This is a genomic window from Amycolatopsis samaneae (assembly GCF_039541975.1).
GTDB lineage: Bacteria > Actinomycetota > Actinomycetes > Mycobacteriales > Pseudonocardiaceae > Amycolatopsis > Amycolatopsis samaneae.
Genome location: NZ_BAABHG010000004.1, coordinates 555,526 through 577,754, shown reverse-complemented (window position 1 = coordinate 577,754; position 22,229 = coordinate 555,526). Strand labels below are relative to the sequence as shown.

Here is a 22,229-nt window from a genome sequence, read left to right as displayed (position 1 = left end):
TCGCATGGCTCACCCCGCGGGCCCCCGCCACGCCGACGTCTACCCCCATGCCGACGCCTCCGGGTTCCCGCCCGCGAGCGCCGACGAACTCGACCGCCTCTACCCGAAGGTCTGGCCCCGCAACACCTACCGCGCGCCGGACGGCGTCGTGCGGATCGCCGGGGTCGACGTCCGAGAGCTGGCGGAAACCTATGGCACGCCGCTGTTCGTGGTCGACGAGGCGGACTTCAAGTCTCGCTGTGCCGACTACGCCGAAGCGTTCGACGACCCGTCTCTGGTGCACTACGCGTCCAAGGCGTTCCTGTCCATCGAGATCGCCCGCTGGGTGGCCGAACAGGGGCTGAGCCTGGACGTGTGCAGCGGCGGCGAGCTGGCCGTGGCGCAGCGGGCGGACTTCCCGCCGGAGCGGATCACCTTCCACGGCAACAACAAGTCGCTCGACGAGCTGGAGGCCGCCGTCGCCGCCGGTGTCGGCACCGTGGTCGTCGACTCGTACTACGAGATCGCGCGGCTCGCGGACGTCGCGGAGCGCCTCGAGGTCACGCAGAAGGTGCTGATCCGGGTCACGGTCGGCGTCGAGGCGCACACCCACGAGTTCATCGCGACCGCGCACGAGGACCAGAAGTTCGGGTTCTCACTGGCTTCCGGCGACGCGGCCGAGGCGGTGCGGCGGGTGCTCAACGCTTCCTCGCTCAGGCTGATCGGCCTGCACAGCCACATCGGTTCGCAGATCTTCGACGCCGACGGCTTCGAGGTCGCCGCGAGGCGTGTCGTCGGCCTGCTCGCCGAGCTGGCCAAGGAACACGGCCCCGAACTGCTCGAACAGCTGTCGGTGGTGGACCTCGGCGGCGGTTTCGGCATCGCCTACACCGACCGGGACAACCCGCCGCCGCCCGCGCAGATGATCACCCAGATCCGGGAGATCGTGCGCAAGGAGTGCGAGTACGCGGGCATGCCGGTGCCGCGCATCGCGGGCGAGCCCGGCCGCGCGATCGCCGGTCCCGGCACGATCACGCTGTACGAGGTCGGCACCATCAAGGACGTCGCGCTCGGCGACAACGTCGCGCGCCGCTACGTGAGCGTCGACGGCGGGATGAGCGACAACATCCGCACCGCGCTCTACGACGCGGTCTACGACTGCCGCCTGGTGTCCCGTTCCGCGGCGGACGGGGAGCAGCCGGTCGCGGCGACCTTGTCCCGCGTCGTGGGAAAACACTGTGAATCCGGTGACATCGTGGTCCGGGACTGCTGGCTGCCCGACACCCTGGCACCCGGCGATCTGCTCGCGGTCGCGGCGACCGGCGCGTACTGCTACTCGATGGCCAGTGGCTACAACCGGCAGCCCCGCCCGGCGGTGGTTGCCGTGCGCAACGGCAGCGCGCGAGTGCTGCTGCGGCGGGAGACGACCGACGACATGCTCCGCCTGGAGGTATGAACGGTGTCCAAAGTAGACGGTCGCGCGATCAGGGTCGCCCTGCTCGGCTGCGGCACGGTCGGCGGCGAGGTGGTGCGGATACTCGCCGAACAGGGCGGTGAGCTGGCCGCGCGGGCCGGTGCGCCGGTCGAGCTGGCCGGGATCGCGGTGCGCAGGCCGGACAAGCATCCGGAACTGCCGCCCGGACTGCTCACCGCGGACGCAGCCGAGCTGGTGACCCGCGACGACGTCGACGTCGTGGTCGAGCTGGTCGGCGGGATCGAACCGGTGCGCGGCTGGCTGCTGGCCGCGCTGCGGGCGGGGAAGTCCGTGGTCACCGCGAACAAGGCGCTGCTGGCCGAGCACTCCGGCGAGCTGTTCGAGGCCGCCGACGCCTCCGGCGCCGACCTGTACTTCGAGGCCGCCGTCGCCGGTGCCATCCCGCTGCTGCGCCCGCTGCGCGAATCCCTCGCGGGGGACCGGATCACCCGGGTGATGGGCATCGTCAACGGGACCACGAACTACATCCTCTCCGCGATGGACTCCACCGGCGCGGGCTACTCCGAGACACTCGACGAGGCGAGCAGGCTCGGCTACGCCGAGGCCGACCCGACCGCCGACGTCGACGGCTACGACGCCGCGTCGAAGGCCGCGATCCTCGCCTCGCTGGCGTTCCACACCCGGGTCACCGCCGCCGACGTGCACCGCGAGGGCATCGCCGAGGTCACCGCCGCGGACCTGGCCGCCGCCCGGATCCTGGGCCGCACGGTCAAGCTGCTGGCGATCTGCGAGCGCGTCACCGACGACAACGGCGTCGAGTCGGTGTCGGCCCGTGTGCACCCGGTGATGATCCCGCGCAGCCACCAGCTGGCCGGTGTCGGCGGCGCGTTCAACGCCGTCTACGTCGAGGCCGACGCGGCGGGCGAGCTGATGTTCTACGGACAGGGCGCCGGTGGCGCGCCGACCGCGAGCGCCGTGCTCGGCGACCTCGTCGCGGTGGCCCGCAACCGGGTCGCGGGCGGGCGCGGGCCGCGTGAGTCCGCGCACGCGGCGCTCCCGGTGCGGCCGATGGGGCAGACCCCCACGCGGTACCACGTCAGCCTGTCGGTGGCCGACCGCGCCGGTGTGCTCGCCCAGGTGGCGCAGGCGTTCGCCGGGCACGGGGTGAGCATCGCCGCGGTGCGCCAGCGGGACGCCGACGACCGGGCGAGCCTGGTCGTGGTGACGCACCTCGCACCGGACGCGGCGCTACAGTCCACAGTGGACGAGATCGGCAAGCTGGACGTGGTGCACGAAGTCGTCAGCGTGATGCGGGTGGAAGGCGAAGACCAGTGAGCGAAGCTTGCGAGCGAACCATGGATATCATGTGCCAAAAGGGATTCAACGCTGTCTCGCGAAGCGAGGCGTTCGCATGAGTGTTCAGGTGTGGCCCGGAATCATCGAGGCGTATCCCGATCGGATCCCCGTGCCCGCAGGGGCGAAGGTGATCACCCTCGGCGAGGGCAACACCCCGCTGCTGCCCGCGGCGCACCTGTCCGAGCTGACCGGCTGCTCGGTGTACCTCAAGGTCGAGGGCGTCAACCCGACAGGTTCGTTCAAGGACCGCGGGATGACCGTCGCGATCACGCACGCGCTCGCCAGCGGGCTCAAGGCCGTCATCTGCGCCTCGACCGGCAACACCTCGGCCTCGGCCGCCGCGTACGCCGCGCGGGCCGGGCTCACCTGCGCGGTACTGGTGCCGCAGGGCAAGATCGCGATGGGCAAGCTCGCCCAGGCGGTACTGCACGGCGCGCGGATCCTCCAGGTGGACGGCAACTTCGACGACTGCCTCGAACTCGCCCGCAAGACCGCGGCCGACTACCCGGTGACCCTGGTCAACTCGGTGAACCCGGTCCGGATCGCCGGCCAGAAGTCCGCGGCGTTCGAGGTCTGCGACGTGCTCGGCGAGGCGCCGGACATCCACTGCCTCCCGGTGGGCAACGCGGGCAACATCACCGCCTACTGGGCGGGATACGCCGAGTACGCCGCCGACGGTGTGGTCAAGAACACGCCGCGGATGTTCGGTTTCCAGGCCGCGGGCGCGGCGCCGCTGGTGCACGGCGAGCCGGTGGCCGATCCGGACACGATCGCGACCGCGATCCGCATCGGCAGCCCGGCCTCGTGGGGCGGCGCGGTCAAGGCCAAGGAGGCCTCCGGCGGGCTCTTCGACGCCATCACCGACGCGAAGATCCTCGAGGCGTACCGGCTTCTCGCCAGCAAGGAAGGCGTTTTCGTCGAGCCCGCTTCGGCGACGTCGGTCGCCGGGCTGCTCGCCACCGCCGCCGACGGACGTCTCCCGAAGGGATCGACCGTCGTCTGCACGGTGACCGGGCACGGTCTCAAGGACCCCGCCACGGCGCTGGAAGGCAACGTCGAGGTCGAGCCGCTCGCCGTCGACCCCTCCGCCGTCGCGGCGGCACTGGACCTCTCGTGACCCGCGCGTTTTCCGCCGTGGCCGATGCGCCCCAATGTGGCGTTCGCTGCTCCGCCCTTGCCCCCGCCGCCACCCTCAACGGAGACGCTCCGCGCCCAGCCCTGATTCCACGCACCCAATGTGGCGTTCGGTGCGTTGAGCGCACCCAATGCCACATTGGGGCGCTCGACGGGACGCGGTCGTGAACGGGTTTCGCGTCACCGTCCCGGCGTCCACGGCGAACCTCGGCCCCGGTTTCGACGCGCTGGGCATGGCGCTGGGCCGGTACGACGTCGTCGAGGTCCGGGTCGCCGACAGCGGTTTGAAGGTCGAGGTCACCGACGCGGGCGCCGGTGGCGTGGAAGACGTCCCGACCGACGAGACACATCTGGTCGTCCGCGCCGTCCGGCGGGCCTGCGCGCACCTCGGCGCCGAGGTACCCGGGCTGCATCTGCGCTGCGCCAACGCCATTCCGCACGCGCGCGGCCTCGGCTCCTCGGCCGCGGCGGTCGTCTCCGGCATCGCCGCGGGCTACGCGCTCGCGGGCCGCCCGCTCGACGGCGACGCCCTGCAGCTGGCGGCCGAGTTCGAGGGGCACGCGGACAACGCGGCGGCGAGCCTGCTGGGCGGGCTGGTGATCGCGTGGGCCGAGGGTGACCGATTCCACGCCGAGCGGCTCACCCCGTCCGCCGAGATCCGCCCGGTGCTGGCGATCCCGCCGACCCGCTCGTCGACCGAGGCCACCCGCGGCCTGCTCCCGGCCGAGGTCCCGCTCGCCGACGCGGCGCACAACGCGGGCCGCGCCGCGCTCGCGGTGCGCGCGCTCACCGAGCGTCCGGAGCTGTTGCTGGCGGCCACCGAGGATCGGCTGCACCAGGAGTACCGCGCCCCCGCCTACCCGGCCAGCGCCGCGCTGGTGCGCACGCTGCGTGCGCACGGCGTGCCCGCCACGATCTCCGGCGCGGGCCCGACGGTGCTCGCGCTGACCACGACGGGAATATTGCCCTCGGCGGTGGACGTTTCCGGTTTCGACGTCGCCGAGCTGGTCGTCGACACCGCTGGTGTGCAGGTTGCGGCTCTGTAAAGCGTTGGTCACGTGAGTGACCGGGACACCGCCACGCGGGGGGTGGTTGTTGCACCAGGCGTGGGTGCGGTCTACCCTCGGGGGCGTTCGATCACCGTGCGTTTCCGCACCCGATGCCGGTCATGGGGAGCCTCGAAGCCTCCCGGAGCCGCATCCTTCGTCGATCCGCCAGATCCGCACCGCCTGGCTAGCGGGATAGCGGAGTGACGCAGGCGGGTTTCCGGTTTCGGCGGTGCCGAATTTCGCATCCTTCGTTAGGAGGAGGCAAACCCCTGTGCTGGCGGCCTGCCCGCCGTGTTCCGCACGGCTAAGCTGCGATTTGCCCGCATCGGGGAAAAACAACATCGTCTCGCAATCGGACGCGGGCGGTGGTCCGCTGATCCACCTGGAGGCGTGGATCGGTCAGGAAGGACATGTGTGAGCAACACCGATCTTTTGAGCGGGGACGTGGACAGTCAGACCGCCGCGTCGAACGGCGCCGAGTCGAACGGAACTGCCACCGCTCCCAAGCGCCGGACCGGGGGACTGTCCGGCATGGTCATCGCCGAGCTGCGCCAGCTGGCCGGTGAACTGGGCGTCGGTGAGACCGCGGGAATGCGCAAGGGTGACCTGATCGCCGCGATCCGCGAGCGGCAGGGCAAGACCAAGCGCCGCAGCACCACCGGCAGCGCCGCCGGCAGCCAGACGTTGCCGTTGGAGGGGGTCGGCGAGGCCACGAAGCCGGAGCCCAAGGCCGAGGCAACGCGCGCGGAGGCACCCAAGGTGGAGACGGTCAAGACGGAGCCCGCCAAGGCCGAGCCCGCCAAGAGCGCGCCGGCGAAGGCCGAGGCGCCGCGTCAGGCGTCCGAGGACGCCCAGCCCGCGCGGGAGGCCGAGCGCCCCGCGGCGGACAAGCAGGACAACCAGCCTGCCGGTGAAGGCCAGGAGCAGGGTGAGGGCGGCCGCAACCGGCGGCGCCGCGGCGGCGCGAACCGCGCCGCGAACCAGGACGGCCAGGGCGGTGGCAACCGCCAGGGTGGCAACCGTGACGGCGGCAATCGCGACGGTGGCAACCGTGATGGCGGCAACCGTGACGGTGGTAACAGCAACCGGGGCGGCGGCCAGGACCAGCAGCGCCAGCGCAACCAGCAGGACGGCAACCGCGCCCAGGCCGACGACGACGAGGAAGGCGGCCGTCGCGGCCGCCGGTTCCGCGACCGTCGCCGCCGGGGCAGTGGCGGCGGCCGAGGGGAAGGCGGCTCGCCGGACACCGAGATCCGCGAGGACGACGTCCTGCTGCCCGTCGCGGGCATCCTCGACGTGCTGGACAACTACGCGTTCGTGCGTACTTCCGGCTACCTCGCCGGCCCGAACGACGTGTACGTGTCGCTTTCGCTCGTGCGCAAGTTCGGCCTGCGCCGCGGTGACGCGATCACCGGCGTCGTGCGCCAGCCGCGCGAGGGCGAGCAGCAGCGGCAGAAGTTCAACCCGCTGGTGCGCGTCGACTCGATCAACGGCCTGGAGCCGGACGAGGCCAAGCGCCGTCCGGACTTCACCAAGCTGACCCCGTTGTACCCGAACGAGCGCCTGCGGCTGGAGACCGAGCCGCACAAGCTCACCACCCGCGTGATCGACCTGATCATGCCGGTCGGCAAGGGACAGCGCGCGCTGATCGTGTCGCCGCCGAAGGCCGGTAAGACCACGATCATGCAGGACATCGCGAACGCGATCTCCACGAACAACCCCGAGTGCCACCTGATGGTCGTCCTCGTCGACGAGCGTCCGGAAGAGGTCACCGACATGCAGCGGTCGGTGAAGGGCGAGGTCATCGCCTCGACCTTCGACCGCCCGCCGTCCGACCACACCTCGGTCGCGGAGCTGTCCATCGAACGGGCGAAGCGCCTGGTCGAGATGGGCCACGACGTCGTCGTGCTGCTCGACTCGATCACCCGCCTCGGCCGCGCCTACAACCTGGCGGCCCCGGCGTCCGGCCGGATCCTGTCCGGTGGTGTCGACTCGACCGCGCTGTACCCGCCGAAGCGGTTCCTCGGCGCGGCGCGCAACATCGAGAACGGCGGCTCGCTGACCATCTTCGCCACCGCGATGGTCGAGACCGGTTCGACGATGGACACGGTCATCTTCGAGGAGTTCAAGGGCACCGGTAACGCGGAGCTCAAGCTCGACCGGAAGATCGCCGAGCGCCGCGTGTTCCCGGCGGTCGACGTCAACCCGTCCGGTACCCGCAAGGACGAGCTGCTGCTCTCGCCGGACGAGCTCGCGGTCACCGTGAAGCTGAGCCGGGTGCTGCACGCGCTCGACTCGCAGCAGGCCATCGACCTGCTGATCTCGCGGCTGCGCAAGACGAAGACCAACGTCGAGTTCCTCATGCAGGTCTCGAAGACCGCGCTCGGTTCGTCCGACGACGACTGAGCGACTCCGGTCCGCGAAGGCCCCCGCACTTTTGTGCCGGGGGCCTTTTCGCATTTTTCTCCCGCCCCCGATGCCCCGCCCCGTGCTGTGAAGGCCTCCTTCACAGCGCTCAACGCTGTGAAGGAGGCCTTCACGGCCCACGGTGGCGGGGGCGTCGGAGCGCCTGCGTCCCGAACGGGCCGTTCGGGACGTTCAGCGTCCCCGCAGCGTCGTTCGGGACGTCCTGAAAGCGGTAGCGGCGGCCGCCGATCCCAGGGACGCCCCGGGTGCACTCACCGCACCGAGGGACGCCCCCGTCGCATCCAACGCACCAAGGGCGTCCCTCGGCGCTTCGAGTCGCCCCAAAAGCCGTCAAGGCCACCTTGCGGGCGTCTGATGCCCGCAAGGTGGCCTTGACGGCAGGTCGGGAACGGCTCAGTGGCGGGGGACGGCGCCCGGGGTCCAGCCGCGGTAGTTGTTGAAGTAGTTCACGCTGCTCGCGTGGCCGATCTTGCCGCCGATGCTGGTGGCGTAGATGCCGCCGTGCCCGTCCGCGATGCCGACGTGCCCGTAGGCGCTGATGTTCCAGTACACGAAGGCGCCGAGCGGCGGGGTGCCGCTGGTGTGCTTCGGGCTCGCACCGTTCCAGTGCGCGTTCGCCGAGGCCCAGACGCCGGTGGTGCCGTAGGCGTTCTCGGCGGCCTTCTCACAGTAGTGCTGCCAGGCCGTGCTGCCCAGGTGGTTCTTGTACCACTGCACGGCGCCGGCCGGGGTGCCGTCGGCCGCGCCCTGGACGGTGAGCCCGTCTTCGGGCGCGGTGGTGAAGGTGCCCGCGGCCGGGTTGATGTCGGCGGCGGTGACGTCGGCGTCCGCGGTGGCGGCACCCGCCTGGGCCACCGGGGCGACGGTGCAGGCGACGGCCAGTGCGGCCACCGCGCCTCCGACGGGCATGGCGATCCGGGAAATCAGTCTGCGCACGGTCTTCCTCCAGTCGGTGGACGAATCACGAACCGCGGCAGCTTCCCGGCGGGAGGTACAAAATTCGTACACCCGAGGTACATGCTTGATGACTCAACGTGTCCTTTATGTCCGGAATACTGGGCCGGGAGGGCGTGTTGAACAGCCTGTCGGCGCGTCTGGCACAATCAATCCGCTGAAGTCCGGCTCCGGTTCACCCCGACTCCGGGGACCCGGCGGCCAACGAGAGAGGACCCCATGAAGAGCGGCATTCACCCCGATTACGTGGTCACGACCGTGAACTGCGACTGCGGGAACACGTTCACCACCCGCAGCACGAAGACGTCCGGTCACATCCACGTCGAAATCTGCTCGAACTGTCACCCGTTCTACACCGGCAAGCAGAAGATCATGGACACCGGTGGCCGGGTCGCGCGCTTCGAGAAGCGCTACGGCAAGCGCACCAAGGGTGCCGACGCCAAGTAGCTTGATCGACGGCGCCCATCCGCGAGCAGCGGATGGGCGCCGTTTGTTTTGCCGAGCTGGTCGGCGAGAGCGTTGTCGGAGAGGTGGAGTGGTGGATTCGAGTTCGCTCAGTGGGCTGCTGGCCGAGTACGCCGAACTGGAGACGCAGCTGGCCGACCCCGGCGTGCACGCGGACCAGTCGCGTGCCCGGAAGCTCGGCCGCCGCTACGCCGAACTGACGCCGGTGGTCACCACCGTCCGTGAGCTCGACACCGCCAGGGACGACCTCGCCGCGGCGCGGGAGCTCGCGGCCGAGGACGCGGCCTTCGCCGCGGAGGCCGAGGAGCTCGACGCCCGGATCCCGGTACTGGAGGCCAAGCTCACCGAGCTGCTGCTGCCGCGCGATCCCTACGACGGTTCCGACGTCGTCATGGAGATCAAGTCCGGTGAGGGCGGCGAGGAGTCCGCGCTGTTCGCCGGTGACCTCCTCCGGATGTACCTGCGGTACGCCGAGCGTCACGGCTGGAAGGCCGAGGTGCTGGACTCGGTCGACTCCGACCTCGGCGGCTACAAGGACGTCACGCTGTCCATCAAGACCAAGACGGCCCAGGCCGACGGCGTCTGGTCGCGGCTGAAGTTCGAGGGCGGCGTCCACCGCGTGCAGCGGGTCCCCGCGACCGAATCGCAGGGCCGCATCCACACCTCCGCCTCCGGGGTGCTGATCTACCCCGAGCCGGAGGAGGTCGAGGTCGAGATCGACCCGAACGACCTGCGCGTCGACGTCTTCCGTTCCTCGGGCCCCGGCGGCCAGAGCGTGAACACGACCGACTCGGCGGTGCGGATCACCCACCTGCCGACCGGGATCGTGGTCTCCTGCCAGAACGAGAAGTCGCAGATCCAGAACCGTGCCCGCGCGCTGCAGGTGCTGCAGGCGCGGTTGCAGTCCATCGCCGAGGAGGAGGCCGCGGCCAAGGCCTCGGACGCGCGCCGGTCCCAGGTGCGCACGGTCGACCGCTCGGAGCGGGTGCGCACGTACAACTTCCCGGAGAACCGGATCTCCGACCACCGGGTCAACTACAAGGCCTACAACCTGGACCAGGTGCTCGACGGCGAGCTCGACGGCGTGCTGGACGCGCTGGCCACCGCCGACCGTGAGGAACGGCTCGCCGCCCAGGCGAACTGATCACGAATTTCCCTTAATTCGAGGCATAAATTAACCCCGATGGCCGGGGCCGCCCGGGACAACCTAGGGTGGCCGCGTGGTGTGGCGCGAACTCCGGCTCGGTTTGGGTGTACTGATCACGTCCGCTGGCGTACTCCTCGTCCGGTTCCTCGTGCCGAGACCGGTCGGCATGGCCGACAACGGGGACGGCTGGCGGCTGCTGTGCCAGCTCGGTGCGAAGGAAGCCGACCGGCCCGCGGAGAAGTTCGTCCGGTTCGCCTACCACTCCGCACCCGCCTGCGACAGCGCGTATATCTCCAGCCAGGCCTGGCTGGACAAGTTCGCGAGCGCGCTGGGCAGACTGTTCGGCCTGCCCTCGGTGCTGAACCTCGTGGTGCTGGGTGTCCTCTGCTGTGTGCTCTTCGCGCTGGGCGTCACCGCGATCGTGCTGGGGCTGCGCCTTTCGACGCGTGACCGGATCATCGCCACCGTCCTGTTGCTGCTCGTCGTCGCGGACTCGGCGTTCTTCGGTTACGTGGCTTCGGTGCTCAGCGAAGGCGCCGCGTTCGCCGGCATCGTGCTGCTGTGCGGTGGTCTGCTGCTGATGAACCGCCCCGGCGCGTGGCGCTACACCGGTGCGGTGGTGACCGTGCTGGGCGCGATGATCGGGATCAACGCGAAGACCCAGACGTTGCTGCTGCTCCCGTTTTTCGTGCTGGCGCTGGCTTTCGTGCGAGCGCCGGGCAGTCGTGGCCTGGCTCGGTGGGCGCTGCCGGTGGCGGTGCTCGCGGTGGTGGGGACCGGGACCGCGCTCAAGCAGGGCACCGGTGACCCGGCCAACGCGGAATACCGCGAGGCCAACATGTACCACGTCGTCTTCGACTCCATTGTGGACGGACGGCACGACGCGGCGGCCGACCTCGCGGAGCTGGGCCTGCCACCGGAGTTCGCGAAGTACGCCGGATCGACGTGGTGGAGCGCGAACTCGGCGACGAAGGATCCGTCGTACGGGCGGTACCGCGACCGGATCAGCAGGCGGAACGTCGCGCACTTCTACCTCACGCATCCACTGAGGACAGTCGAGATCCTGCACCGGTCGGCGCAGGAGGTGCTGACGGCGCGGGTGCCGAACCTGGGCAGCTTCGGCGAGGGTTCCGGGCAGGCGCCGCTGGCCAAGGAGTACCGCGTGCCCGTGCTGTCCGGGGTGACCGGGTTCCTCGCGCCGCTCGGCCTGTTCTTCCTGCTGCCGCTGTGGCTGGTGATCCTCTGGCTCGGTGTCCGCGCGTTCCGGCGCCGGTCCGGCAGGCGGGAGATCGGGGTGGTGACGTTGATGCTACTGCTGTTCGCGTGCGGGCAGTTCCTCGCCTCCGGTCTCGGCGAGGGCATCGAGGGCGTCAAACACCAGCAGCTGACGCTGTTCCCGACCCTGCTCGCCGCGGTGTTCGCCGGGATCGGCCTGCTGCCGCGTAGGACCGGCGAGGAGACGCTCCCGGAACCGGAGGTCGCGGCGAAGTCCGTGCCCGGCAGGACGACGTGACCGTTTCGCGTCCGGAGGTGGCGCGGAAAGCGCTTGCCCGCTGATCGTCTTCTCGCTAGGTTCCGACTACTTGATGTCGGTCGGGGCTTCGTGGGAGGGGCGACCGTTGGGCAGACGCACGCGGGCGGCAGGCGTGGTACCGGGAAGTCGTTGGCGTGGCGGACAGCGAGGGCGGGTAGCGAGCCCTCGGTAGCCGGCCGGTGTCGTTCCCCCTGAGCCCCGCGCTGACCTGCGCGGCATCCGTCCTCGTTCTCGCCGGAACCGTCGCGATGCGGCATCGCCTCGCCTCGGTGGTCCGGGTGGTCCTGCTCGTCGTGAGCATCGTGGTGCTGACGGCCGCGGTCGTCGTGCTGGTGGCGTCCACCCCCGTGGGCGGCGCCCTGTTCGACATCTTCTGGCCCGCTGTCACCTGAGCGGCGGATCGGACGGGACCTCGTTCGCCGGCGCGGCCGGTTCCCGGTGCGGTTTCCGGAAGACGACCTTGTGGTAGAGCACGTAGTTCCACACCAGGCCGACCGCGATCCCGGCCGCCTTCGGCACCAGGAGGTGGATTCCCGGGAAGGCCTTCGTGACGCCCAGGATCACCAGTGCCTGGACCACCCACAGCCCGAACGCGGTGACCGCGAAGAACAGGATCGCCTGGCGCCGCACGTCCCCGTCCTTCGCGCGGAAGGTGAAGCTGCGGTTGAGGGTGAAGCTCAGCGCCATCCCGGCGCTCGTGGAGAGGAAGTTCGCCACGAACATCGGGACGCCGAGGGTGACCAGCAGCGCGTAGCCGAGCGCGTCGAGGAGCGTGTTCGCGACCCCGACGAGGCCGAACCGCAGCTGGGTGCCGGTGATCAGCTTCACCGCGCGGCACTCCCGGCGTCCGCGCCCGCCCGCTCCCGGCCGTCCCGTTCCGGTCCGGCGGAGTCCGGCGGGCCGGTGCGGACCGAGGCGATCGCGTACAGCGGCCGGTTCTGCACCTGCGAATAGGTGCGCCCGATGTAGCTGCCGAGGACGCCGAGCATGATGATCTGGATACCGCCGAGGAAGAACATCGCGATCGTGATGAACGCCCAGCCGGGCACCGCGGTTTCCGGCGCGAAGATCTTCACGCCGACGACGTAGAGCACCCCGAGGAAACTGAGCAGCGAGATCAGGTAACCGAAGCGCGTGATCATGCGCAACGGCGTCACGGAGAACCCGAGAATGCCGTCGGCGGCGAAGCGGAGCATCTTGCCCAGCGGGTAGCCGGTGACGCCCGCGTGCCGTTTGTCGCGGTCGAACAGCACCGCGGTCTGCTTGAACCCGACGTAGCTCACCAGCCCGCGCAGGAAACGGTCCCGTTCCCGGTACTTGCGCAGCTCGTCGACCACCTTGCGGTCCAGCAGCCGGAAATCGCCGGTGTTCTTGGGAATGTCGACCGCGGCCATCTTGCGCAGGAACCAGTAGAACCCGCTCGCGGTGAGTTTCTTGAACGCCGAATCCTGGCGCGAACGGCGTTGCGCGTAAACGACGTCGAAGCCTTCTTCCCATTTCCCGATCAGTTCCAGCGCGACCCGCGGCGGATCCTGCAGATCGCTGTCCATGACGATCGTGGCGTCCGCGTCGACGAGGTCGAGCCCGGCGGTGACCGCGAGCTGGTGGCCGTGGTTGCGCGACAGTTCGACGACGGTGACGCGGGGGTCGGCCTCGGCCAGCGCGGTGAGCTTGGCCAGCGATCCGTCCCGGCTGCCGTCGTCGACGTAGACGAAGCTGAACTCGTACCTGTCCGCGAGCGGGCGGGTGACCTCGTCGACCGTGGCGTGGAGCAGGTCGATGTTGGCTTCCTCGTTGAAGATCGGGAAGATGAACGCGACGCTGCGTGCTTCCTCTGCCGGCTGTGCGGACACCTGCGCGGACACTGGGTCTCCCGGTTCTCACGGCGATCGTGCGCCCATCCTAGGAGATCAGGACCCCGGCGGCGACGAGGTCAGGCGCTCGGCGAACGCCGCCATGCGCTCGGCGTAGCCGCCTTCGGCACCGAAGTGGACGGCGATCGCCGACGCGCCCGCCTCGCCGTAGGCACGCGCGTCCGCCACGGCGCGGTCGAGCTCGGCACGGCCGCCGGTCCACGCCATGCGCGCGGTGGCCCGGATCTCCCGCCCGCCGGCCAGCTCGGTGAGCCGCGTGACGCGCTGCCCGAACGCGGCGGGGGACAGGCCCGCGCTCTGCCAGTGCCCGTCCCACCGCACCGCGCGCCGCAGCGCGGCCGCCGAGTTCCCGCCGACCAGGATCCGCACCGGGCCCTCGGGACGTGGCTCGAAGTACCCGCCGTCCGGGCCGCGCCCGGTGGTGAAGAGCCGGTCGAGCAGCTCCAGCGTCTCGTCGGTGCGCCTGCCCCGGCTCGCGAAATCCCGGCCCAGCCCGGCGAACTCCTCGGTGTTCCAGCCGACGCCGACACCGAGGGTGAGCCGGTGCCGGGACAGCCGGTCGAGCGTCGCGACCTGTTTCGCCAGCACGAACGGGTCACGCAGCGGGACGATCAGCACGGACGTGCCGAGCCGGATCCGGCCGGTCACCGCCGCGAGGTGGGCGAGCGTGACCAGCGGTTCGTAGACCCCGCCGAACACCTCGCCGTAGGGGCCCGGCGGGAGTACGTGGTCGGGCAGGAACACGGTCTCGTAGCCGAGGTCCTCGGCGGTGCGCGCCAGCGCGGCGGGCCGCCCGGGATCCATGTCCGGGGCTTCGTCGGGAAGTACCACCTGCAGGTCCATGGCTCAGCTCCGGCCGAGGAAACGCCGGACGACGGCCAGCCAGTCCGCCGGTGCCTCGCCCCCGATGTCGTGCCCGGCCGCGACCTCGGCCAGCTCGGCGCCCGGGATCCCCGCGGCCAGCTCCCGCGACAGCGCCGGGGAGACGAGACCGTCCAGCGCGGTCGCCACGACCAGCGTCGGCACGGCGATCCCGGCCAGTTCGGCCCTGGTGTCCACGGAGGAGACGAGGTCGACGTGCTCGGGGCTGCCCGCCGGGATGAACGCCGCCAGCTCGTCGACGGCCTTCTCCCGCGCTTCGGCGCTCAACGACGCGAGGTGCCGCTCGCCGGTCGCGGCGAGGGTCAGGAACTTCGCGAGCAGCCGGCGGTCGCCGTCGAGCAGCTCGCGCCAGACGTCGAGGGCGAGCCGCATCCGGTTGTCCGGGTGGGCGAACCCGGCGGTGAGGATCAGCGCGGTGACCCGGCCGGGATGCCGGGTGGCCGCCCGGACCGCGACCGCGGTGCCGAGCGAGTAGCCGAGGATCGCGAAGCGGTCGAGCCCGGCGTCGGTCGCGACGGCGACCAGTTCGTCGGCGACGGCGTCGAGCTCCAGCGGTGTCGCGCTCCGTGGCGTGTCGCCGCTGCCCGGGTAGTCGGGCCCGACGACGGTGTGCGTGCGCGCGAGGTCGTCGAGGATCGGGCCGAAGTTGCCCGCGACGGTGCCGCCCGCGCCGTGCGCGAGCAGGAGGCCCGGCCCGGACCCCCGGACGACGTGCGCGAAATGTTTCGTCATGCCCGCGACGTTAGGCTTTGACACTGGTGTGAAGGGCAATCCCGGGTGGTGGGGGACACATGCGGATCGGTGAGCTGGCGCGGCGGACGGGCGTGAGCACGCGGCTTCTGCGGTACTACGGCGAGCAGGGGCTCCTGGTCGCCGAGCGGGACAGCAACGGCTACCGCGAATACGCCGAGGACGCCGTGGTCCGCGTGCGGCAGATCCGCCGTCTGCTCGCCGCCGGGCTGACCACCGAGGTCATCGCCACCGCGCTGGGCTGCGCGCACGGCGAGGAGGCCGAGCTGGACCTCTGCCCGGAGCTCGCCACGACGTTGCGCCGGGAGCTGGACGCGATGGACGACCGGATCGACGCGCTACGCCGGCGCCGGGGCGTGCTCGCGGGCTACCTCGGCGCCGGGGAGTAGCGGCTATTTCGCGCGCGGGGCGGGCGGGACGGTGCCGCGCAGCGCCGGATGGTTCGGCAGCGTCGCGATCCCGTGCCGGGCCCGGTACTCCAGGTCACAGTCCCAGCAGATGGTCGCGAGCGGGGCGGCGGAGCTGTAGGGCAGGTACTCGACCTGCTCCGTGCGCCCGCACAGGGTCGTGATCACCTCGCCGGGGCCCGGTATGCCGGTCAGCGTCGCCCGGTGCCAGCGGCCGTCGACAACCGGGTGAACCCGTTCCAGGTCGACCATGATCTGCGCGGTCACGATAGGGCGCCTCCTCGTCGGTCACTGTTGGTGATCATGCGGACGCAGCGTAGGCTCGCCGCGCCGCGCGCGGAACCGACCACCGGTCCGAGTGGGGGCCAGTGGTTTCCGGTCACGGTGGGGCGGAGGAGGACGGTGGCGTGGCGACATCTACCGACGGTCGGGGTGCCCGCTGTCGGGGGACCGTGTCCGGGTTCGTGCTGAAACTCGCCCGGCAGACGGCCGCGCTCACCCAGGAACGGCTGGCCGGGGCGATCGGCGCCGACGTCACGACCGTGCAGGCGTGGGAATCCGGCAGGCGCCCGCTCTCGGCGCTCCAGACGGGCGACTTCCTGCGGCTGCGGAACTGTCTCGTGCGGCTCGGCGCGCCGTGTTCGAGCGGACGGCACCTGCGTGAGGCGATCGAAGCCGACCTCGTGCTGTCGCTGGCGATCGAGCACGGCGGCCTCGGCGACGTGCCCGATCCGCATCCGCTCGCCGCCGCCGTGCACCGCCATTCGCTGACCAACCTGATCACCTGGCCGGTCACCCGCCTCGCCCCGGCACAGCTCGACGGGTTCACGCCCCGGGTTCCCCGCCGCGGCCCGGAACCGGTCTGGCCGACGCTGTACCCCGACGAGCAGAAGCGGTTCTTCGATCACCTGCTCGCCGTCGCGGAGCGCTGTACCGCGCCGGACCAGCGGCTGCTCCGCCGTCAGGCGGTGTATCTGCTCGGCTTCGGGAAGAGCGCCGCCGTGCGGGGCTGGCTGCGCGAGGAGTGGGCACGCACCCGGCGACGGCGGATCGCGGACGGCGACGTCGCCGAGCTGCTGGCGAAGCGGTCGGCGTCGATCGCGCTCGCGTCGGCCGGTGACGCCGACACGCTGGGCGCGTACGTGCGGAGCGCCTCGGGTGACTGGGCGGCGGCCGCCACCCTCAACTACTGGGCCTACTGGACCGGCGAGCTCCTCGACGACCAGGCCGACGACCGGTTCCTCACCGAGATCGACCCGTGCGGCTGGGGCGGGAACCGGCTCGGGTGGCACCTGGTGACCCGGCTGGTCCCCGGCACGCCCCAGCTGGAGCTGAACCTGCACACCCTGCACAGCCTGGTCGTCTCGCGGCCGTCGCTGCTGGCGGAGCGGCCCCGGCTGCGTGGCCGGACCGGGGACGCGCTGGATCACCTCGACGGCGACGGCACGCTGTCCGGGTACTCCCGTGACCAGCTCGCCGGGCTGCGGTACGCGGTCCGGCTCGCCTGCCGCTAGGCGGACGCGGGGAGGCGCCTGCGGCGGAGACGGCCGGGCGCGACTCGATAGTCTGGGGGCGCGCGGATCCGCCCCGACGCGCCGTGTTCGTGCAGGGGGTAGCTCCGCCTGGTGTGTCAGGCTCGAGAAGATGAAGGACGACCAGTGAAGCGGCAGCCGTTGCGCCTGGCCATCATGGAGGCGACCCGCATCCTGACCGAAGCGGGCGTGGCCTCGCCACGGTCGGACGCGGAGCTCATCGCCGCGCACGTGCTCGGCGTGGACCGCGGCAGGCTGCCGATGGTGCCCCTGGTCGATCCGCCGGTCGTCGAGGCGATCGGGCAGCTGGTGAGCCAGCGCGCGAAACGCATTCCGCTCCAGTACCTCACCGGCTGGGCGGCGCTGGGCGAGATCACGGTGAACGTCGGCGCCGGGGTGTTCGTCCCGCGTCCGGAGACCGAGCTCATGCTCGAATGGGGCCTGAAGTTCCTGCACGGCCGTGAATTCCCGGTCGTGGTCGATCTGTGCACCGGGTCCGGCGCGCTCGCGCTGGCGGTGGCGCACGCGCGGCCGGACGCGGTCGTCTACGCCGTCGACGTCGACGCGCAGGCGCTGGCCTGGGCACGGCACAACGCCGACGTCCACGCCGACGCCGGGGACACCCCCATCCGCCTCTACTCCGGCGACATCGCCGACACCACGATCTTCGCCGAGCTCGACGGCCTGGTCGACCTCGTGCTGTGCAACCCGCCGTACGTGCCGGAGGGCACGCCCGTCCCGCCCGAGGTCTCCGAGCACGACCCGGCCCGCGCGGTGTTCGCCGGGGAAAGCGGTCTCGCGGTGATCCGGCACGCGATCGCCGCGGGCGCGCGGCTGCTGCGCGCCGGGGGCGGGCTGGCGATCGAGCACGACGACACGCACGGCTCCGCCGTCCCCGCGCTGGTGCGGGCCCGCCGGGTGCTCACCGCGGTCGAGGGGCACAACGACCTCGCGGGCCGCGCTCGTTTCGTCACCGCCCGAAGGCTGGGCTGAGCCTCCCGGGCCGCTTCGGTCCGTGAATGCCACATCGAGGGACTCTGAGTCCTTCAATGTGGCATTCACGGACGCGCGCCGGGCGAGGGGTACGGCCCCGACTTTCGTTGTGCGGCAAGCGGGTGGACCTTTCCCGTGCCCCGGCGCCGGCTCCTACCGTCGATCTTCGGGGCCGTCATGGGGGCGGTCTCAGGGAGGAGCCCGCGCATGCGCGCCAGGATCCGACGCCGTACCACCATCGCCGCCGTACTCGCCACGGCCGTGCTGCTGCCCGGCCTGACCGCGGGCACCGCGGTCGCCGAACCGCTGGTCCGCGACTGGCCCGCCCCGATCGACGCGGCGCACTGGAAGAACCAGGACGACATGACCTGGGGCGACTACCGCAAGGTCCCCGGCACGAACTGGGCCGATCCGTCGCTGAAGCCGACGAAGCGCACCTTCAAGGGCGCCGTCGTGCTCGCCGACTACCCGGACCAGGACTTCGCCGTCACCCGGCCCCAGGGATCGACGGTGTTCGGCAATCCCTCGGTGGAGGCGCACGACGTGCCGCGCGCCGGGGTCGCGAAGTTCTACGAGGACTTCCTGAACAAGCCCGGAACGCTCAACCGGGGACACACCATCAACGAGTACTGGATGGAGGACTCCGCGGGCCGTTTCGGCGTCCAGCTCACCGCGTTCGGCGCGTACCGGATGCCGGGGAAGTCGTTCGAATACGGCATGGACTTCCAGGACGCGTGCCCGCCGGGCGCGAACTGCGCCCGCGATCTGCGCGCGGACGCCGGCGCCGCCTGGCGCGCCGACATCGGTGACGGGACCAAGAAGTTCGACTTCGTCTTCTACCTTTCCGCCGGCCAGGACGAGAGCTCGACCTGGCAGGAGTTCGGCGAGATGAAGTTCGGCACCAAGGAGAAGGTGCCCGACGCGTTCGGGCCGCCGAGCGGCAGCGGCCTGCCGAACTGGGCCGGCACCCGGTACGTCCCATGGACCTCGTGGAAATCGGCGGCGAGTATCTGGCCCAACGCGGTGACCGGTTCGTCCACCCAGGCGGAAAGTTCCGGGCAGGGCGTGTTCGCGCACGAGTTCAGCCATATTCTCGGGATCGGCGACAATTACAACAACCCGTTCGGGAAACCGCCTTCACGCTCCTATAGCGGACCGTGGGAAATGTTGTCGCGCGGCAGTTTCAACGGCCCCGGCGGCCCGCACACGCGCTGGCAGATCCCGGCGACGCAGGGCGGTTCGATGGGCGCGCAGCACATGCTGCGCAACAAGATGAAGCTCGGCATCGTCGACCCCGACGACGTGCTGAAGCTCGACCGTGACCAGCTCGCGAAGACCGGGCCGGTGTCGGCGCGGATCACCGCGCGGGCGGCCGTGCCCGCACCGGGTGACTACAGCGGCATCACGATCGCGCTGCCCGGCGGGGACCGGTCGCCGAAGTGCGATCGCACCAAGGACCCGCTGTGCGACGGCGGCGGCTACCAGAACTACACCGTCGAGGTCGTCGACCGGATGGGCTCGGACTCCTTCGCGCCGGACTCGGGGGTGCTGATCGCCAAGACCAAGAACCGGGACGACGCCCCGTTCGAGTGGATCGTCGACGCGCACCCGGAGGACATCAACCTCACCGACTACACCAAACCGGACGGCACGCCGGTGAAGATCACCATCGGGGACTACCGGCAGCTCAACGACGCCGCCTTCAAGGCGGGCACCGAGGCGGCCGGTCCCTACGAGTACACCGACAAGGCGAACCGGCTGCACTTCCTCGTGACCAACGTCGAGCGGAACAAGGACGGCATCCTGTCCTACACCGTCACCGTCGCCTCCCTGGACGGCTCCGGGGACCAGGCGCGGGGCGTCGTCACCTGGCCGACGTCGGCCGCCTTCGCCCACCGCGGCCTCGCCCGGTGCGACTTCGCGCTGTTCAACACCGGTTCGGCCCGCGGGGCGGCGGCCCCGTTCGACACCGACACCTACCGGCTGAGCGCGTCCACCGACGCCCGCGGCTGGGAGGTCCGGCTGCCGAACGAACTGGCCACGGCGAGGTTCGGGCAGCAGGTGAACGCGGTCGCGTACGCCCGGCACGGCTCCGGCGCGGCCCCGGTCGCGAAGGTCCGGCTCACCGCGACCTCGGTGAGCGACCCGGCGAAGTCCGCGACCACCACCTGTGTGGCCGTCGGCTCCTGACCCCGGGCAGCTCAAGCGCCCCAATGTGGCGTTCGGTGCGCTGGACGCACCGAACGCCACATTCGCTGCGTTGGACGCACCCAATGCCACATTGGGGCGCACTGCCGACGGGCATCCCGGCCGCGAGTGAGCTGAAGGACGCCTTCGGTGCGTTCAGCGCACTGAAGGCGTCCTTCAGCAACGGCCGGGAACCGCAGGGCTACGCTGGGCCGCATGAGCGCGGTGTACGACTGCAGCAAGCGGGACTCGCGGGCCGACGGGCTCGCCGCGGCGGCGGGCGCGGTGCGTTCGAGCCGCCTGGTGGTCATGCCCACCGACACCGTCTACGGCATCGGCGCGGACGCCTTCGACTCCGGGGCGGTCCAGGCGCTGCTGCGGGCCAAGAACCGGGGCCCGGACATGCCGGTCGGCGTCCTGGTCGGTTCGTGGTCCACAGTGGACGGTCTGGTGCTCGGGGTGCCGCCGCAGGCACGGGCGCTGATCGAGGCGTTCTGGCCGGGCGACCTGTCCATTGTGCTCCCGCACGCGCCGAGCCTGCGCTGGGATCTCGGCCAGTCGCGCGGCACGGTGATGCTGCGGATGCCGCTGCACCCGGTCGCGCTGGAGCTGCTGCGCGACGTCGGCCCGATGGCGGTGTCCAGCGCGAACGTCTCCGGCCGCCCGCCCGCCTCGACCGCGCAGGACGCGCAGGAGCAGCTCGGCGAGTCCGTCGCGGTCTACCTCGACGGCGGGTCCAGTGGCGACCCGGTGCCGTCCACGATGGTCGATCTGACCGGGAGCGACCCGGTGATCCTCCGTGAGGGCGCGGTGAGCACGGCGGCGGTCGCCGAGGTGCTCGGGGTCCCCGCGGAAACGCTGGTGTGAAGCCCTTTTCCGGCGTCGGCGGCGGGCGCGGTAGCGTGTCCGCCGTGACTGCGACCCCGGTGGACGTGACGCGCTAGTGCAGCCCGTTCAAGGTCTTCTCCCGATCAGGGAGTACATCCTCGTCGCGCTGACCGCGACGGCCGTGACTTTCCTGCTCACCGGCCTCGTGCGCCGGTTCGCGATCAAGATCGGCGCGATCGCCAACCCGCGGGCCCGCGACGTGCACGTCGCGCCGATCCCGCGCATGGGCGGGATCGGCATCTACCTCGGGATCGCCGCCGCGATGGGGCTCGCGAGCCACCTGCCCGCGCTGTCCCGCAGCTTCGGCTTCTCCTTCGACTCGGTCGGCGTGCTGCTCGCGGCGGGGGTCATCTCGCTCATCGGCGCGCTGGACGACCGTTTCGAGCTGGACGCGTGGACGAAACTGGCCGGGCAGGTCATGTGCGCCGGGATCCTGGTCCTGTTCGGTGTGCAGTGGGTGTCCTTCTGGGTGCCGTGGGGCGGCAGCGGGGAGTCGTTCGGCTCGGTGCTCGTGCTGGACAAGAACCAGGGCGCGCTGCTGACCGTCGTGCTGGTCGTGGTCATGGTCAACGCGATGAACTTCGTCGACGGCCTCGACGGGCTCGCCGGCGGCCTCGGCTTCATCGCGGCGACGGCGACCTGCGCCTTCTCGCTCGGCCTTCTCGACTCCTCCGGCGGCGACGTCGGCGCGTACCCGCCCGCGCTCATCGCGGCCACGCTCGCCGGGGCCTGTCTGGGTTTCCTGCCCTACAACTTCCAACCGGCGAAGATCTTCATGGGCGACTCCGGGTCGATGATGATCGGCCTGATGCTGGCGGGCGCGACGACCTCGGCGTCCGGCCGGGTGTCCTACACGCAGTTCTCCGGCTCCGACGCGCTCGCGCTGCTTTCCCCGCTGCTCGTGGTGGCCGCGGTGCTGTTCGTGCCGCTGCTGGACCTGATCATGGCCGTCATCCGCCGCACCCGCCGCGGCGAGAGCCCGTTCGCCGCGGACAAGATGCACCTGCACCACCGCCTGCTCGAGATCGGGCACTCGCAGCGCCGGGCCGTCCTGCTCATCTACCTGTGGGCGGGGATCCTCGCGTTCGGCGCGGTTTCGGTCACCCTGTTCGACAGCGCGGCGGTGATCTGGATCGTCGGTTTCGGGCTGGTGCTCGCGGCGCTGGTGTCGATCGTGCCCCGGCTCAGGTCCCGTAACCAGCACTCCACGTGAGTGTCTCGTCGCACGCGCCCGGG

At 71.0% G+C, this 22,229-nt stretch carries 21 protein-coding genes; 15 read left to right on the top strand and 6 right to left on the bottom strand.

Annotation, left to right across the window (positions count from 1 at the left end; all coding sequences use genetic code 11):
- Window positions 1-4: 4 nt before the first annotated feature.
- The 5 genes from lysA to rho all read left to right on the top strand — a co-directional run bounded on the left by lysA (window position 5) and on the right by rho (window position 7,359).
- Window positions 5-1,435, top strand: a complete 1,431-nt coding sequence (gene lysA / locus ABD987_RS12855; protein ID WP_345391179.1) for a diaminopimelate decarboxylase — start codon at window positions 5-7, stop codon at window positions 1,433-1,435.
- 3 nt (window positions 1,436-1,438) lie between these two features.
- On the top strand, window positions 1,439-2,749 hold the full coding sequence (locus tag ABD987_RS12850; protein WP_345391176.1) for a homoserine dehydrogenase: 1,311 nt from the start codon (window positions 1,439-1,441) through the stop codon (window positions 2,747-2,749).
- Between the two features lie 76 nt (window positions 2,750-2,825).
- Window positions 2,826-3,887, top strand: a complete 1,062-nt coding sequence (thrC, locus tag ABD987_RS12845; protein WP_345391173.1) for a threonine synthase — start codon at window positions 2,826-2,828, stop codon at window positions 3,885-3,887.
- Window positions 3,888-4,068: 181 nt separating this feature from the next.
- Window positions 4,069-4,950, top strand: a complete 882-nt coding sequence (gene thrB, locus ABD987_RS12840; protein ID WP_345391170.1) for a homoserine kinase — start codon at window positions 4,069-4,071, stop codon at window positions 4,948-4,950.
- A 417-nt stretch (window positions 4,951-5,367) separates the two neighbouring features.
- The gene (gene rho / locus ABD987_RS12835) at window positions 5,368-7,359 is read left to right on the top strand and encodes a transcription termination factor Rho (RefSeq protein ID WP_345391167.1); all 1,992 of its coding nucleotides are present in this window, start codon (window positions 5,368-5,370) and stop codon (window positions 7,357-7,359) included.
- A gap of 414 nt (window positions 7,360-7,773) precedes the next feature.
- Here the strand turns inward: rho and ABD987_RS12830 are convergent, their stop codons facing one another.
- Window positions 7,774-8,289 (bottom strand): CHAP domain-containing protein, encoded by a 516-nt coding sequence (locus ABD987_RS12830; RefSeq protein ID WP_378213955.1) that lies wholly within the window; start codon window positions 8,287-8,289, stop codon window positions 7,774-7,776.
- Between the two features lie 264 nt (window positions 8,290-8,553).
- Between ABD987_RS12830 and rpmE the strand changes: the two genes are divergently transcribed.
- The 4 genes from rpmE to ABD987_RS12810 all read left to right on the top strand — a co-directional run bounded on the left by rpmE (window position 8,554) and on the right by ABD987_RS12810 (window position 11,872).
- Window positions 8,554-8,781, top strand: a complete 228-nt coding sequence (rpmE, locus tag ABD987_RS12825; protein ID WP_345391161.1) for a 50S ribosomal protein L31 — start codon at window positions 8,554-8,556, stop codon at window positions 8,779-8,781.
- Between the two features lie 91 nt (window positions 8,782-8,872).
- Complete coding sequence (gene prfA / locus ABD987_RS12820; protein WP_345391158.1) at window positions 8,873-9,943, top strand: peptide chain release factor 1; 1,071 nt, start codon at window positions 8,873-8,875, stop codon at window positions 9,941-9,943.
- Between the two features lie 76 nt (window positions 9,944-10,019).
- Window positions 10,020-11,459, top strand: coding sequence for a glycan biosynthesis hexose transferase WsfD (gene wsfD / locus ABD987_RS12815; RefSeq protein WP_345391155.1), 1,440 nt, complete (start codon window positions 10,020-10,022; stop codon window positions 11,457-11,459).
- A 200-nt stretch (window positions 11,460-11,659) separates the two neighbouring features.
- On the top strand, window positions 11,660-11,872 hold the full coding sequence (locus ABD987_RS12810; protein WP_345391152.1) for a hypothetical protein: 213 nt from the start codon (window positions 11,660-11,662) through the stop codon (window positions 11,870-11,872).
- Here the strand turns inward: ABD987_RS12810 and ABD987_RS12805 are convergent.
- The 4 genes from ABD987_RS12805 to ABD987_RS12790 are packed head-to-tail and all read right to left on the bottom strand — an operon-like array spanning window position 11,865 to window position 14,968.
- Window positions 11,865-12,308 carry a GtrA family protein gene (locus tag ABD987_RS12805; RefSeq protein WP_345391149.1) on the bottom strand — a complete coding sequence of 148 codons (444 nt, stop codon included), beginning with the start codon at window positions 12,306-12,308 and terminating at the stop codon, window positions 11,865-11,867. The genes ABD987_RS12810 and ABD987_RS12805 overlap by 8 nt on opposite strands.
- Window positions 12,305-13,333, bottom strand: coding sequence for a glycosyltransferase (locus ABD987_RS12800; protein ID WP_345391146.1), 1,029 nt, complete (start codon window positions 13,331-13,333; stop codon window positions 12,305-12,307). Before ABD987_RS12800 ends, ABD987_RS12805 begins: the two co-directional genes overlap by 4 nt.
- A gap of 57 nt (window positions 13,334-13,390) precedes the next feature.
- On the bottom strand, window positions 13,391-14,197 hold the full coding sequence (locus ABD987_RS12795; protein WP_345391143.1) for a TIGR03619 family F420-dependent LLM class oxidoreductase: 807 nt from the start codon (window positions 14,195-14,197) through the stop codon (window positions 13,391-13,393).
- Between the two features lie 3 nt (window positions 14,198-14,200).
- Window positions 14,201-14,968, bottom strand: coding sequence for an alpha/beta fold hydrolase (locus ABD987_RS12790; protein WP_345391140.1), 768 nt, complete (start codon window positions 14,966-14,968; stop codon window positions 14,201-14,203).
- Between the two features lie 59 nt (window positions 14,969-15,027).
- On the opposite strand from ABD987_RS12790, the gene ABD987_RS12785 reads away from it, so the two are divergent.
- Window positions 15,028-15,375, top strand: coding sequence for a MerR family transcriptional regulator (locus ABD987_RS12785; protein ID WP_345391137.1), 348 nt, complete (start codon window positions 15,028-15,030; stop codon window positions 15,373-15,375).
- 3 nt (window positions 15,376-15,378) lie between these two features.
- On the opposite strand, the gene ABD987_RS12780 is transcribed toward ABD987_RS12785, so the two are convergent.
- The gene (locus tag ABD987_RS12780) at window positions 15,379-15,660 is read right to left on the bottom strand and encodes an HC3 family zinc finger protein (RefSeq protein WP_345391134.1); all 282 of its coding nucleotides are present in this window, start codon (window positions 15,658-15,660) and stop codon (window positions 15,379-15,381) included.
- Window positions 15,661-15,845: 185 nt separating this feature from the next.
- On the opposite strand from ABD987_RS12780, the gene ABD987_RS12775 reads away from it, so the two are divergent.
- The 5 genes from ABD987_RS12775 to ABD987_RS12755 all read left to right on the top strand — a co-directional run bounded on the left by ABD987_RS12775 (window position 15,846) and on the right by ABD987_RS12755 (window position 22,206).
- A complete protein-coding gene (locus ABD987_RS12775; protein WP_345391131.1) occupies window positions 15,846-16,907 on the top strand; it encodes a helix-turn-helix domain-containing protein in 1,062 nt (353 codons plus the stop codon).
- A gap of 144 nt (window positions 16,908-17,051) precedes the next feature.
- Complete coding sequence (gene prmC / locus ABD987_RS12770; RefSeq protein WP_345391128.1) at window positions 17,052-17,918, top strand: peptide chain release factor N(5)-glutamine methyltransferase; 867 nt, start codon at window positions 17,052-17,054, stop codon at window positions 17,916-17,918.
- 207 nt (window positions 17,919-18,125) lie between these two features.
- Window positions 18,126-20,108, top strand: coding sequence for a M6 family metalloprotease domain-containing protein (locus tag ABD987_RS12765; protein WP_345391125.1), 1,983 nt, complete (start codon window positions 18,126-18,128; stop codon window positions 20,106-20,108).
- A gap of 213 nt (window positions 20,109-20,321) precedes the next feature.
- Window positions 20,322-20,972 (top strand): L-threonylcarbamoyladenylate synthase, encoded by a 651-nt coding sequence (locus ABD987_RS12760; protein ID WP_345391122.1) that lies wholly within the window; start codon window positions 20,322-20,324, stop codon window positions 20,970-20,972.
- Window positions 20,973-21,048: 76 nt separating this feature from the next.
- Complete coding sequence (locus ABD987_RS12755; RefSeq protein ID WP_345391120.1) at window positions 21,049-22,206, top strand: glycosyltransferase family 4 protein; 1,158 nt, start codon at window positions 21,049-21,051, stop codon at window positions 22,204-22,206.
- Window positions 22,207-22,229 lie beyond the last annotated feature (23 nt).